Source organism: Actinoplanes sp. NPDC023936, assembly GCF_040639325.1.
In the GTDB taxonomy this organism is placed as follows: Bacteria; Actinomycetota; Actinomycetes; order Mycobacteriales; family Micromonosporaceae; genus Actinoplanes.
This window is the reverse complement of the sequence record NZ_JBEZZR010000021.1, coordinates 79,516-92,686: the sequence shown is the minus strand read 5'-3', so window position 1 is coordinate 92,686 and position 13,171 is coordinate 79,516. Positions and strand designations below refer to the sequence as shown.

Here is a 13,171-nt window from a genome sequence, read left to right as displayed (position 1 = left end):
GATCACGGGCGGACCCAATCCGCGACGACCTCGTCGGTGTAGGTTCCGGTCGGACGGCTGTGTTCGACAAGGTGCCAGCGGATCACGATGCGGACCTCGCGCAGTGCCGGGGCGCCCGGAGTGTGCTCGGCGTACGCGTCGGCGACCCGGCTCAGACGGGACGGGTCGGCCTGGTACGCCGCCTGCTGGCCCTCGATCTCGGCACGCCGGATCCCGCTGTTCGACTCGGTGATGGGCACCACCGCGCCGGTCACGTCGACGCCCTCGACGCGGGTGTCCTTCGCCGCGCCGTTGGGGTCGGGAGCCGTCGAGTACATCCGGAAGGGGCCGAACGGGAAGTCGTCGTCCTGGCCCCAGAAAGTGCCGGCGAGCAGCAGCACGAGCCCGGCGACAGTCACCAGGACCCGCGCCCGGCGGCCGGTCGTCGTCAGCTCGGTCATCGACGACAACCTAGCCACCTCACGCAATCAGTCCAGCCCGTGCAATCAGTTCAGCCCCACGCGGGCAGTCCAGCGGGCGCAATCAGTTCAGCCCCACGGGGCCACCCACGGGGCCAGTCCAGCAGGCGCAATCAGTCCAGCAGGGCGTCGAGCCCGATGGTCAGGCCCGGACGCTGCCGGACCTGGCGGACGGCGAGCAGCACGCCCGGCATGAACGACGAGCGGTCCAGCGAGTCGTGCCGGATCGTCAGCGTCTCGCCGGTGGTGCCGAACAACACCTCCTGGTGCGCGACCAGACCGGCGGCGCGGATCGAGTGGACCCGCACGCCGTCGATGTCGCTGCCGCGGGCGCCGAGCTGCTCCTCCTTCGTCGCGTCCGGCATCGGCGGGCAGTTCGCCGCGGCGCGCGCCTCGGCGATGACCTTGGCGGTGTGCATCGAGGTGCCGCTGGGCGCGTCCAGCTTGCGCGGGTGGTGCTGCTCGATGATCTCCGCGGACTCGAAGTACTTCGCGGCACGGGCGGCGAACTGCATCATCAGCACGGCGCCGATGCCGAAGTTCGGCGCGATCAGGACGCCGACGCCGGGCTTGCCTTCGAGCCAGCCGCGCACCTGCTCCAGCCGCTCCTCGGTGAACCCGGACGTGCCGACCACCACGCTGATGCCCTGCTCGATCGCCCAGCGCAGGTTGTCCATCACCACGTCGGGGTTGGTGAAGTCGACGAGAACCTGGGCGCCCGTGTCGGAGGCGCTGAAGAGCAGATCGCCCTGGTCGACCATGGCGACCAGCTCGAGGTCGTCGGCCGCGTCGACCGCCTTGCACACCTCGAGGCCCATGCGGCCCCGGGCACCGAGAACGCCGACACGAATGGGTTCAGGCACGTCTGTCACACCGTCAACTTAACGTACTGCGACGCGCCGCCCACCACCGCTCGGCCAGCCCCACGACGACGAAGACGGCGGCCACGTACGCCCATCCGACCAGCACGTCGATCACGTAGTGCTCGCCCGTGTAGACGAGCGTGAACGTCATCGCGAGCGGGTAGGCGAACAGCAGCGGCCACCACTTCTTCGCCACCATCGGGAGGAAGAACGCGACGGCGAGCATGGCCCACGCGGTGTGCAGCGACGGCATCGCGGCGACCGGGTTCGACTGGGAGACCTGGAGCGCGTTCAGGGTGTTGCCGGCACCGTGCAGGCCGATCACGTCCCAGCCCTTCGTGGAGATCCGCACGACCTTCTCGGGGAGGAAGCCGTAGTCGTACGCCCACCACGGCGGCGCGGCCGGGTAGAGGAAGTAGGTGATCAGGCCGAACACGCAGAGGGTGATCCAGCGGCGCATGAAGCGGCCCCACGTGGCCCGGTTGCGCATCCAGAGGATCACCGCGATGGTCGGCACGGTGAGGAAGTGCGAGGCGTAGACGATCGTGACGACCGCCAGCCACCACGGGGTGACGCCCGGCTCGTACAGGTGCTGCTGCAACCACGTGGTCGGGACCTGGCCGTCCATGAACCAGCCGAACATCCACCGGTCCGCGTCGATCAGCGGCAGCACGTGCGGCTCGAACAGGTCGTCGGCGAAGCTGCGGGACACGTTGTAGATCACCAGCAGCAGCGCGACGGGCAGCCAGTCCCGCAGGAACCGCAGGTGGGTGCGCCACGGCTCGTAGTTGCGCCACGCGATGGTCGCCAGCCAGAGCCAGCCGAACGCGATCAGCGGGTCGCTGGTCGGCACGCCGACGAAGTAGACCCCGACGGAGAAGACCACCGCCCAGATCAGCATCCCGATGATCCGCCGCCTCCGGAGTTCCGGTGGCGGCGGGGTCGCGGGGGTCTCGGGCGGGGTCTCCAGGGTCGTCACGGGGTCCAAGGGTAACTACGCCGGAAAGTCGTCCTCGCCGAACGGCCCCACCACGGCCAGGGAGCGCTCGCCGGAGAACAGCTCGGCGGCGACCTTGTTGACCTCGGCGACGGTGACCGCGTCCACCCGGGCGAGCAGCTCGTCGACGCCCATCATGTCGCCGTGCAGCAGCTCCGACTTGGCGAGGCGGCTCATCCGGGAGCCGGTGTCCTCCAGGCCCAGCACGTAGGAGCCTTTCACCATGCCCTTGCCGCGGGCCAGCTCCTCGGCGGTGATGCCCTTCTCGGCGACCCGGTCCAGCTCCACCCGGATGAGGTCGAGCACCTCCCCGGCTTTCGCCGGCGCGCAACCCGCGTAGACGCCGACCAGGCCGGCGTCGGCATGCTGGCTCGCGTACGAGTAGACCGAGTAGGCCAGGCCGCGCTTCTCCCGGATCTCCTGGAAGAGCCGGCTGGACATGCCGCCGCCGAGAACGTTGTTGAGCACGCCCAGCGCGAACCGGCGCTCGTCGTGCCGGCCCAGTCCGGGGCCGCCCAGGACGATGTGCGCCTGCTCGGTGTCGCGGTGCACGACCACGGTCTTCCCGCGGGCGACGCGGACCTTGCGATCCCCGGGGCGGGTCGGGGCGGGCTCGGCCGGACCGGTGTCGAGCGGGGTGCCGGCGAGAGCCTTGCGAACCAGCTTGACCACCGTCGCGTGGTCCAGGTTGCCGGCTGCCGCGATCACGACCTCGGGGGCCGTGTAGCGCTTGCGGTAGAACCGGTTGATCTGGTCCCGGGTCATCGGCGTGATCGACTCCGGTGTTCCGGAGATCAGCCGGCCGAGCGGGTGGTTGCCGAAGATCGCCTCGGAGAAGATGTCGTGCACCTCGTCGCCGGGCTCGTCCTCGTGCATGGCGATCTCTTCGAGGATCACGCCGCGCTCGGTCTCCACGTCGGCCGGCTCCAGCAGCGAGTCGGCGACCGCGTCCACCAGCACGTCCACCGCGAGCGAGAGATCGGCGTCGAGCACCCGCGCGTAGTAGCAGGTGTATTCCTTCGTGGTGAAGGCGTTCGTCTCGCCGCCCACCGCCTCGATCTCCGCCGAGATCTCCAGCGCGGTGCGCTTGTGGGTGCCCTTGAAGAGCAGGTGCTCCAGGAAGTGCGAGGCGCCGTGCAGCGACGGGGTCTCGTCCCGGGAACCGATGCCGACCCAGATCCCGAGCGAGGCGCTACGGGTGGTCGGGATGGCCTCGGTGAGGATGCGCAGGCCACTCGGGAGGACTGTCTTCTTGATGCCGTCCTGCAGTGTCGAGGTGGAGGTTCTCATCCGTTTCGGGGCGGCGGGCGGGGCGGTCGGATGGGTGACAACGCGGGCCGGCCTTCCGGCCGGCCCGCGGTTGCTGTTCGCTGTCACTACTTAGTCGCGGCGCTCGCCACGGTCGCCCGCCGGGCGGGAACGGCGGCGGCGGGGCTCGCCACCACCCTCACGCGGGCCACGGTCCTCGCGCGGCGCGCGCTCCGGACGGCCACCCTCGGAACCGGCGTCGGCGGCCGGAGCGGCCGGCGCCTCCTCGCCCTCCGGGCGGACCTTGTCGAGGTAGATCTTGCCGCGGGCGTCGATGTCCGCGATCGAGACCTCGACCTTGTCGCCGACGTTGAGGAAGTCCTCGACCTTGTCGACCCGCTTGCCGTCGCCCACCTTGGAGATGTGCAGCAGGCCGTCGCGGCCCGGCAGCAGCGAGATGAACGCGCCGAACGCGGCCGTCTTCACCACGGTGCCGAGGAACTTGTCGCCGGCCTTCGGCATTGTCGGGTTCGCGATCGCGTTGATCCGCTCGACAGCGGCCTCGGCGGCCGGGCCGTTCGTCGCGCCGACGTAGATCGTGCCGTCGTCCTCGATCGAGATGTCGGCGCCGGTCTCGTCCTGGATCGCGTTGATGGTCTGACCCTTCGGGCCGATCACCATGCCGATCTTGTCGACCGGGATCTTCACGCTGGTGACGCGCGGCGCGTACTCGCTCATCTCGGCCGGGGCCTCGATGGCGGCGGTCATCACGCCGAGGATCGTCGCGCGAGCCTCGTGCGCCTGCTGCAGGGCACCGGCCAGCACGTCCGACGGGATGCCGTCGAGCTTGGTGTCGAGCTGCAGGGCGGTGACGAACTCGCTGGTGCCGGCGACCTTGAAGTCCATGTCGCCGAACGCGTCCTCGGCACCGAGGATGTCGGTGAGCGCGACGTACTGCGTCTTGCCGTCGACCTCGTCCGAGATCAGGCCCATCGCGATGCCGGCGACCGGCGCCTTCAGCGGGACACCGGCGGAGAGCAGGGCCAGCGTCGAGGCGCAGACCGAGCCCATCGAGGTGGAGCCGTTCGAGCCGAGGGCCTCGGAGACCTGGCGGATCGCGTAGGGGAACTCCTCACGCGACGGCAGGACCGGGACGAGCGCCCGCTCGGCCAGCGCGCCGTGACCGATCTCGCGGCGCTTCGGCGAGCCCACCCGGCCGGTCTCACCGGTCGAGTAGGGCGGGAAGTTGTAGTTGTGCATGTAGCGCTTGGTCTTCTCGGGGGCGAGAGTGTCCAGCGACTGCTCCAGGCGGAGCATGTTCAGCGTGGTGACGCCCAGGATCTGGGTCTCGCCACGCTCGAACAGCGCCGAGCCGTGCACCCGCGGCAGCACGCCGACCTGCGCGGTCAGCGGGCGGATGTCGCGCGGGCCGCGGCCGTCGATGCGGACCTGCTCACGCAGGACGCGCTGGCGCACCTCGGACTTGGTGACCGAGCGGAACGCCGCGCTGATCTCCTTCTCCCGGCCCTCGAACCGCTCGTCGAGCAGCTCGTGCGCCTTCGCCTTGACCAGGTCGAGGGACTCCTCGCGCTCCTGCTTGCCGGCGATCTTCAGTGCCTCGGCGACCTCGGCGCGGACGGCCTCGGTGACGGCGGCGTAGACGTCGTCCTGGTAGTCCAGGAAGACCGGGAACTCGACGACCGGCTTCGCGGCGATCTCGGCCAGCTCGGACTGCGCGCGGCAGAGTTCACGGATGGCCGGCTTGGCGGCCTCGAGGCCGCTCGCCACGACCTCCTCGGTCGGCGCGGTCGCGCCACCGGCGATCAGCTTGATCGCGTGCGGGGTGGCCTCGGCTTCGACCATCATGATCGCGACGTCGCCCTCGGCGGTGACCCGGCCGGCCACGACCATGTCGAACGTGGCCCGCTCGAGTTCCTCGAGGGTCGGGAAGGCGACCCACTGGCCGTCGATGTGCGCGACGCGCGTCGAGCCGACCGGGCCGCTGAACGGCAGGCCGGAGAGCTTCGTCGACATCGAGGCGGCGTTCATCGCGACCACGTCGTACGGGTGGGCGGGGTCGAGGGCCAGCACGGTCTCGACGACCTGGACCTCGTTGCGCAGGCCCTTGGTGAACGACGGGCGCAGCGGCCGGTCGATCAGGCGGCAGGTGAGGATGGCGTCCTCGCTGGGACGGCCCTCGCGGCGGAAGAACGAGCCGGGGATCCGGCCGGCCGCGTACATCCGCTCCTCGACGTCGACGGTCAGCGGGAAGAAGTCGAAGTGCTCCTTCGGCTGCTTGCTCGCGGTCGTGGCGGAGAGGACGGTGGTGTCGCCCAGCTGGACGATCACCGAACCGGCGGCCTGCTGGGCAAGGCGGCCGGTGGAGAAGACAATCTCGCGGGTGCCGAACGATCCGTTGTCGATGACGGCGGTGCGGGACTCGGTGCCGAGAGCGGTGTTCTGCTCTGTCATGAAGTGCGGTACTCCTTCGTCGAGGACCCGGCGGTCAACTGCGCGGTTCAGAAGGCCGGTCTTCGATCGAAGTGCCCAGGACGAGGGCCTGGGAACCACTACCGAGGACCGGTGCTGGGCGGTTAGGCCGCGCGGGTCCGTGGGGTGGAAATCCTTGGGGGCGACCAGTGGCCGCCCCCAGGGTCAAACTATCGGCGCAGGCCGAGACGCTCGATGAGCGTCCGGTAACGCGCGATGTCCTTCTTCTGCACGTAGTTCAGCAGGCGGCGACGCTGACCGACCAGCAGCAGCAGGCCACGCCGGCTGTGGTGGTCGTGCTTGTGCACCTTGAGGTGCTCGGTCAGGTCGGCGATCCGCTTGGTCAGCATCGCGACCTGAACCTCGGGCGAGCCAGTGTCGCCGTCCTTGGTCGCGTACTCACCGATGATCTTGGTCTTGGTCTCTTGATCGAGCGCCATATTCTCCGGACTTCTGTGTTGCCGATTGCACGGTTACCCCGCGACCCGCGGCGTCGGGCAGGCAGGCGGGACCGGTGTCGGATATTCCAACGACCATTCCACCCTACCAGCAGGTCACGCGAGCATTAGCCGGGTCTGTTCGACGTCCGTCTGGATCTGCGCGATCAACGGGTCGATGCCGTCGTATGTGCGCTGCTCACGGAGGTGCGCGACAAAATCGAGGCTGACCCGCTCACCATACAGGTCACCCGAGAAGTCCAGCACGTACGCCTCGACGCGGCGCTCGGTGCCGGAGAACGTGGGGTTGGTGCCGATCGACACACTCGCGGGCCAGCGACCGGCGTTCTCCCCGGTGCGGGTCAGCCAGGCGGCGTAGATGCCGTCGGCGGGAACCGCCGCGTACCGATGGACCATCAGGTTCGCGGTGGGGAAGCCCAGCTCCCGGCCGCGCGCGTCACCGCGGACCACCACACCGGAGAGCCGGTGCGGCCGGCCCAGCGCGGCCGCCGCCGCCCGGACGTCACCGGCGTCGACACAGCTGCGGATGTAGGTCGAGGAGAAGACCAGGCCGTCCTCGGACACCAGCGGCGCGTCCTCCACGGTGAACCCGAACGTGCGGCCGAGCGTCTCGAGCATCGTCACGTCACCGGCCGCCCGGTGACCGAACCGGAAGTTGTCGCCCACCACGACGGCGGACGCGTGCAGCGCCTCGACCAGCACGTCGTGGACGAACTCGTTCGGCTCCTTGTGCGAGAACGCCGGGGTGAACGGCACCACGCAGAGCGCGTCCACGCCGAGCTCCTCGATCAGCTCGGCCTTGCGGACCGGCTCGGTCAGCACCGCCGGGTGCGAGCCGGGACGGACCACCTCGGCCGGGTGCGGGTCGAAGGTCATCACCACCGACTGCAGGTCGAGGTCGTGCGCCCGCTTCACCGCGTGCCCGATGATCGCCTGGTGCCCGCGGTGAACGCCGTCGAAGACGCCGATCGTCACGACTGATCGGCCCCAGCCACCGGGGACCGACTCGTAGCCCCGCCACCGCTGCATCGAAGAACTCCCTGTCGACGTTCCGTTAGCAGGCCCTAGCGTATCGATTCAGGCCGGAGCGAGGACGATCTCGGCCCTGGCCTTTCCGTCACGCTCGCTGACGATCGCGAGGAGCATGCCGTCCGTGTCGAACACCGCGTAGGGACCCTCGATGCCGGCGGCGGTCAGCGACCCACCGTGCCGCAGCACCTTCGTCTCCTCCGCTGTCGCGATGCGCTGCGGAAACGCCCGCCGGGCCGCCTCCGCCATCGGCAGCGACACCACGTCCGGGGCACGCTCCTCGAGCTGCTCCAGGGTGGCCGCGGCATCCAGGGTCATCCCGCCGACGGCGGTCCGGCGCAGCGCGGTGAGGTGGCCGCCGACGCCGAGCGCGGCGCCGAGGTCGCGGGCGATGGCCCGGATGTACGTCCCGGACGAGCAGGTGACGTCGATGTCCACATCGATCACGTCGTCGCCGCGCCGGATGTCCAGGACGTCGATCCTTGCGATCGTGATCCGGCGGGCCGGGATCTCGACCGCCTCGCCGTCGCGGACCCGCTTGTAGGACCGGACCCCTTTGATCTTGATGGCGCTGACCGCGCTGGGGACCTGATCGATCTCGCCGACCTGGGTCGCCAGCGCCGCCTGAATCGCATCATTTCCGACATGCCCTGCGGCGGCCTGAGCGGTGATCTCACCCTCGGCGTCGTCAGTGATCGTGGACTGCCCCAGACGGATCGTCCCGGCATAGCTCTTCGACGCGCCGATCACATAGGTGAGCAGCCGGGTGGCCCGGTTCACCCCGATGATCAGAACACCGGTGGCCATCGGGTCGAGCGTCCCGCCGTGCCCCACCCTCCGGGTCTTCGCCAGCCGCCGGATCCGGGCGACGACGTCGTGCGACGTCATCCCGGCCGGCTTGTCCACCACGATCAGTCCATCCGCGTTCACCGGAGAACCCTAGCGGGTGGCCCCCACCACCACCCACCGCGGCGACCGCCATCGCCACACCAGGGCGACGAACCGGACCAGCGTGAACAGCCCGAGGCCGGCCCACACCCCGCCCAGGCCCAGATCCAGCGCGTACGCCAGCCAGATCGCCGGCAGGAACCCGAGCAGCGCCGCGAGGATCGTGACGGTACGCAGGAACGCCACGTCGCCGGCGCCGATGAACACGCCGTCCAGCGCGTAGACCACCCCGGCGAACGGCAGCAGCCCGACGAACCACGGCCAGAGGATCATCGCCTGATCGTGGACCGCCGGATCCGGCGTGAAGAAGCCCGGGATCACCCGCGCGCCGGCCGCCGCGAGGACGGCCAGGAGCACGGCCGCGACACCGCCGGCCACTGTCACCCTGCGGGCCACGTCCCGGGCCTCGTCCGCGTCGCCCGCGCCGAGGGCCGCGCCGACCAGGGACTGCGCGGCGATCGCGACCGCGTCCAGGGCCAGCGCGGCGAAGAACCAGAGTTGCAGGCCGATCTGGTGGGCGCCGACGGCGGCGACCCCGAACCGGGACGCCACGGCGGTGGCCGACAGGAAGCACGTCTGGAACGCCGCGCCACGGATCAGCAGGTCACGGCCGAGGACGACCTGACGCACGATGATCGACGGGACCGGCCGCAGCGCGCGGGTCTCCCGGATCAGCGCGAGCAGGAAGAACAGCCCGCCGACGGTCTGCGCGGTGACGTTGGCGATCGCCGAGCCGGTCAGCCCGAGCCCGAGCGGATAGACCAGGATCGGGCAGAGCACGGCGGAGAGAACGTTCGCGCCCAGCACGATCCAGAGCGGGCGGCGGGTGTCCTGAACCCCGCGCATCCAGCCGTTGCCGGCCGCGGCCAGCAGCAGGCCGGGCGCGCCGAACGCGGCGATCCGCATCCAGCCGGCAGCGGCCTCGGCGATCTGCTCGTTGCCGGCCAGCAGGTTCGCGACCGGACCGGCCCCGACCAGGCCGAGCAACGCGAGCAGCAGACCGGTGCCGAGCGCGAGCCAGGACGCCTGCACGCCCTCGGCGACGGCGGCCGGACGGTCACCGGCGCCGAACCGGCGGGCGGCGCGGCCGGTCGTCCCGTACGCCATCAGGGTGCCGAACCAGGCGGCGACCGACATGACGGTGCCGCCGACCGCGATCGCGGCGAGCTCGACGGAGCCGAGGTGGCCCACGACGGCGGTGTCGACGAGCACGTAGAGCGGCTCGGCGGCGAGCACCACCAGTGCGGGCAGGGCCAGGGCGGCGATCCGCCGGGGTGTAGCTGTGGAGGGCGGGCTCATGGTGATCCATGATGCCCGCCCGCCGGAGATCTCTTACTGGCGCGTGTCCAGCGAGGCCTGCAGGGCTCGGCGCGCCTGCTCACGGGCGTCGTCGGCCGGCTGGGGCTGTGGCTTCGGCTTGGCAGCCATGAGAGGGAATCCTTCCACGGTGGGTGTGGGCGCGCCGCGCGAGCGGGCGCCCGGAATCGGTCGAGCGGGGCGTCACCGAAGGCCGGTCCGGGATCGCCGGACCAATGGCGGAGGTGACACCGGCCCGGGCCGGTGGACCCGGGTGGCTCGAGGTCTCACGGAGAGGCGGTGGTGGCGGCCGCGTGAAACCAAATCACCGTTCAGGTCCCAAACTAACGTTCAGTTGGCCGGCCGTTGGGCGGATCCCGCCATCCGGGACAACGACGAAGGGGCCCGACCCGTTCGGGTGAGCCCCGGTCAACTGCCAAAACAGCAGTCAGTTCAGGTAATCGTCCAATTGGCGACGCACCGCGTCCACCACGTCACGCACCTCCCCGTAACCGGTGAAACCGGCCGCGAGACGGTGCCCCCCGCCACCTTGTGAGACGGCCACACCGCTCACGTCGACGGCGCCCTTGCTCCGGAGCGACACCGCCCACTCCCGCGCGCCGATCTCCTTCACCACCACCGACACGTCCGCCTCGGCCACCGAGCGGACCGGGTCGATGAGCGTGTCCAGCACGTAGGGCGGCTGGGCGAACCGCTCCAGGTCGCTGAGCGTCGCGTAGGTCCACACCATGCCGCGCCCACCGGCCGCCGCCGGATCCAGGATCGCCCGGCCCAGCACCTCACCGGTCAGCTTCATCGCCCCGAACGGGCGGCTGTCGAAGATCCGGCGGGAGATCTCGCCCGGCCGGATCCCGGTCGCGATCAGCCGGGCTGCCAGCTCGTGCACCGCCACCGTGGTCATGTCGAACTTGAACGAGCCGGTGTCGGTCGCCAGAGCCACGTAGAGGCACTCCGCGATCTCCGGGTCCAGCGGCACACCGAGCCGGTCCAGCAGTTGCTCGGCGACCACCGAGGTGGCCGCGGCACGCGGATCCACCAGGCGCACCTCACCGAAACCGGTGTTCGACGCGTGATGGTCCAGCACCACGCTGCGCGGCGCGGACAGCCGGTCGGCCAGCCCACCCAGACGCGACTCGCTCGCCACGTCGAAGATCAGAACCAGGCGTGGGTCCCGCCAGGCGTCCGGCTCCGGCACCAGAAGATCAAGACCTGGCAGGCCCGCGTACGGGTCGGGCACTGTGAACTCACCCGGAAACGTCGCCTGGACCCGGGTCAGCCCGAGCCGCCGCAGCCCGAGGCCGAAGCCGAGCATGCTGCCCAGCGCGTCCCCGTCCGGGTTCACGTGACAGATCAGCAGGACCTCGTCGTCCGGACCGACCGAGCGGACCGCCGCGACCGCGGCGGCCCACAGCCCCGCGGACGGACTCACCCCTGGTCCTCGCCGGCGCCCACCGGCTCGGACTCGTCGTCGTCGCTCTTGTACGGGTCGGCGTCGCCGGCGTACTTCTTGCCGGCGGCCAGCCGCTGGACCTCCTGGTCCCGGTGCCGCGCCTGCTCGAGCAGGTCGTCGATCTCCTTCACGTTGTCCAGGACGTTGTCCAGGACGAACGCCAGGCTCGGCGAGTGCCGCAGGCCCAGCGCGTGACCGACCCGGCTGCGCAGCATGCCTTTCGCGCTCTCCAGCGCCGCCGCCGTCGAGGCCTGCTCGGTCACGTCGCCGAGCACCGTGTAGTAGACCGTCGCCTCGCGAAGGTCACCGGTGAGCCGGGCATCCGTGATCGTCACCATGCCGAGCCGGGGATCCTTGATCTCCCGCACCAGCGAAGCCACCAGTTCACGGACACGCTCCGCGTGCCGCCGTGTCTTGGCCGGATCCGACATCTCGCCCACCTCCGACTATGGTTCTCGCGGGTCAGAATCGCCCCCGCCCAACTGCTGAAGCCTACCTAGGTCAGTCGTCCTCGCCGTACAGCCGTCGCTTCACCGAGAGCAACTCGATCTCGGGACGGCCGGCCACCTGATGCTCACAGGTGTCGACCACGGCGCGGGCCTGCGAGGGCTCGGCCGCCACCGCGGCGACCCCGATCTGGGCTCGGCCGTGCAGGTCGTGGAAGCCGACCTCGGCGACGCTGACCTCGTACTTCTTCAGCATCGCGATGATCGGGCGTACGTAGGACCGCTTCTGCTTCAGCGAACGCGAGTCACCGGGCAGGAGCAGGTCGAAGACTGCGGTCTCGGTATACATCAGCGTGCAGGTTACGCCGCTCTTCTCCGGCGATCAGCCGATTTTCCGAGCCACCAGGACGTCCCGGTCGATCCCCTGGTCCACCCGGTGCTCCAGCGGCAGGTGCTGGACGATCTCCAGGCCGTTCGCCAGCAGGATGTCCTCGGCGAGCTCCCGCTTGGCGACCTTGGTGTTCCAGGAGAGCCCGATCGCGCCGCCCGGGCGCAGCAGCGGCAGCCAGTGCGGCACGGCCCGCTCCAGCAGGTCCAGCGGACGCCGGGAGATGCCGCCGTCGTCGTCGTAGCTGCCGTGCGCCACACCGTACGGCAGGTCGGCCACCAGCACGTCCGCGACGTTGCTGCGGATCAGGCCGTCGAGCTGGGTGGTGTCCGCGTTCAGCACGGTGACCTTCTGCACCGCGCCGGACTTGTGGTCGTCCTTGCTCGGCGCCATCGTCACCTCCAGCCGGCGGGCCGCACGGCGTCCCTGGCGGCGCATCGGGACCAGTTCGGCGGAGTGCTTGAGGCGCTTGCGCTTGAGCCAGGTCTGCAGGAACAGCTTGTACGCCTCCACGTCCTTCCCGTCGATCTCCACGCCGAGGCCGTCGTACCCGTACATGAGCGCCTGGTTGAGCGTGGTGCCGCGCCCGCAGAGCGGGTCGAGGACGGTCAGCCCGCCGTCGAGCATCCGGGAGGCGGAGGCGGAGGCGAGCAGCGTCAGGTTCAGGACGAGCTTGGTGAACTGCTCGTTGGTCTTGCCGGCGTACTTCGGGATGGTGATCAGGTCGCTGTCGTACCGGGCCAGCGGCGTGAGCGTGAGCGGCCGCAGGAGGTCGTCGACCTGCTCGAAGAGCGCGTACGCCGCCGACAGATTAGAGACGTACGAGATGTCGGTGGTGGTGAGATCGGCGGTGAAGGTCAGATACTCCACGCCGCCGATCACCGCGACGTCGATCTCGTCAAGCGGCGAGGAGAGCACCGGGCCGAAGGCGGCCAGCTCCGCGAGTGACATGCGAGAGGCCTGATCCGCGTAGACGCGGTTGGCGGACGGAGCGAGCAGCAAGGCATACCGGGACATGGCTGCCATTTTGCAGCGACGGCCCCCGGTGCCTGCGCACCGGGGGCCGTTTCACTACTCCG

13 protein-coding genes are annotated in these 13,171 nt (G+C 70.2%); all 13 read right to left on the bottom strand.

Going from position 1 to position 13,171, the window contains the following annotated elements; genetic code table 11:
- Positions 1-2: 2 nt before the first annotated feature.
- Positions 3-440 carry a hypothetical protein gene (locus tag AB0F72_RS25410; protein ID WP_360435765.1) on the bottom strand — a complete coding sequence of 146 codons (438 nt, stop codon included), beginning with the start codon at positions 438-440 and terminating at the stop codon, positions 3-5.
- Between the two features lie 131 nt (positions 441-571).
- Entirely contained in the window at positions 572-1,330 is a 759-nt protein-coding gene (gene dapB, locus AB0F72_RS25405; RefSeq protein WP_360435763.1) for a 4-hydroxy-tetrahydrodipicolinate reductase, read from the bottom strand.
- 4 nt (positions 1,331-1,334) lie between these two features.
- Positions 1,335-2,300 (bottom strand): phosphatase PAP2 family protein, encoded by a 966-nt coding sequence (locus AB0F72_RS25400; protein ID WP_360435761.1) that lies wholly within the window; start codon positions 2,298-2,300, stop codon positions 1,335-1,337.
- A 15-nt stretch (positions 2,301-2,315) separates the two neighbouring features.
- A complete protein-coding gene (locus tag AB0F72_RS25395; protein ID WP_360435759.1) occupies positions 2,316-3,608 on the bottom strand; it encodes a pitrilysin family protein in 1,293 nt (430 codons plus the stop codon).
- A 90-nt stretch (positions 3,609-3,698) separates the two neighbouring features.
- The gene (locus AB0F72_RS25390; protein WP_360435757.1) at positions 3,699-6,038 is read right to left on the bottom strand and encodes a polyribonucleotide nucleotidyltransferase; all 2,340 of its coding nucleotides are present in this window, start codon (positions 6,036-6,038) and stop codon (positions 3,699-3,701) included.
- A gap of 188 nt (positions 6,039-6,226) precedes the next feature.
- Positions 6,227-6,496 (bottom strand): 30S ribosomal protein S15, encoded by a 270-nt coding sequence (gene rpsO / locus AB0F72_RS25385; protein ID WP_360435755.1) that lies wholly within the window; start codon positions 6,494-6,496, stop codon positions 6,227-6,229.
- 114 nt (positions 6,497-6,610) lie between these two features.
- Positions 6,611-7,543 carry a bifunctional riboflavin kinase/FAD synthetase gene (locus tag AB0F72_RS25380; protein WP_360435753.1) on the bottom strand — a complete coding sequence of 311 codons (933 nt, stop codon included), beginning with the start codon at positions 7,541-7,543 and terminating at the stop codon, positions 6,611-6,613.
- Between the two features lie 48 nt (positions 7,544-7,591).
- A complete protein-coding gene (truB, locus tag AB0F72_RS25375) occupies positions 7,592-8,473 on the bottom strand; it encodes a tRNA pseudouridine(55) synthase TruB (protein ID WP_360435751.1) in 882 nt (293 codons plus the stop codon).
- Positions 8,474-8,482: 9 nt separating this feature from the next.
- On the bottom strand, positions 8,483-9,790 hold the full coding sequence (locus tag AB0F72_RS25370) for an MATE family efflux transporter (protein ID WP_360435749.1): 1,308 nt from the start codon (positions 9,788-9,790) through the stop codon (positions 8,483-8,485).
- A 445-nt stretch (positions 9,791-10,235) separates the two neighbouring features.
- Positions 10,236-11,237 carry a bifunctional oligoribonuclease/PAP phosphatase NrnA gene (locus tag AB0F72_RS25365; protein WP_360435747.1) on the bottom strand — a complete coding sequence of 334 codons (1,002 nt, stop codon included), beginning with the start codon at positions 11,235-11,237 and terminating at the stop codon, positions 10,236-10,238.
- Complete coding sequence (rbfA, locus tag AB0F72_RS25360; protein ID WP_014447066.1) at positions 11,234-11,689, bottom strand: 30S ribosome-binding factor RbfA; 456 nt, start codon at positions 11,687-11,689, stop codon at positions 11,234-11,236. The genes AB0F72_RS25365 and rbfA overlap by 4 nt, the downstream gene beginning before the upstream one ends.
- 70 nt (positions 11,690-11,759) lie before the next feature.
- Positions 11,760-12,053 carry a DUF503 domain-containing protein gene (locus AB0F72_RS25355; RefSeq protein ID WP_360435745.1) on the bottom strand — a complete coding sequence of 98 codons (294 nt, stop codon included), beginning with the start codon at positions 12,051-12,053 and terminating at the stop codon, positions 11,760-11,762.
- Positions 12,054-12,086: 33 nt separating this feature from the next.
- Complete coding sequence (locus tag AB0F72_RS25350) at positions 12,087-13,109, bottom strand: SAM-dependent methyltransferase (RefSeq protein ID WP_360435743.1); 1,023 nt, start codon at positions 13,107-13,109, stop codon at positions 12,087-12,089.
- Positions 13,110-13,171 lie beyond the last annotated feature (62 nt).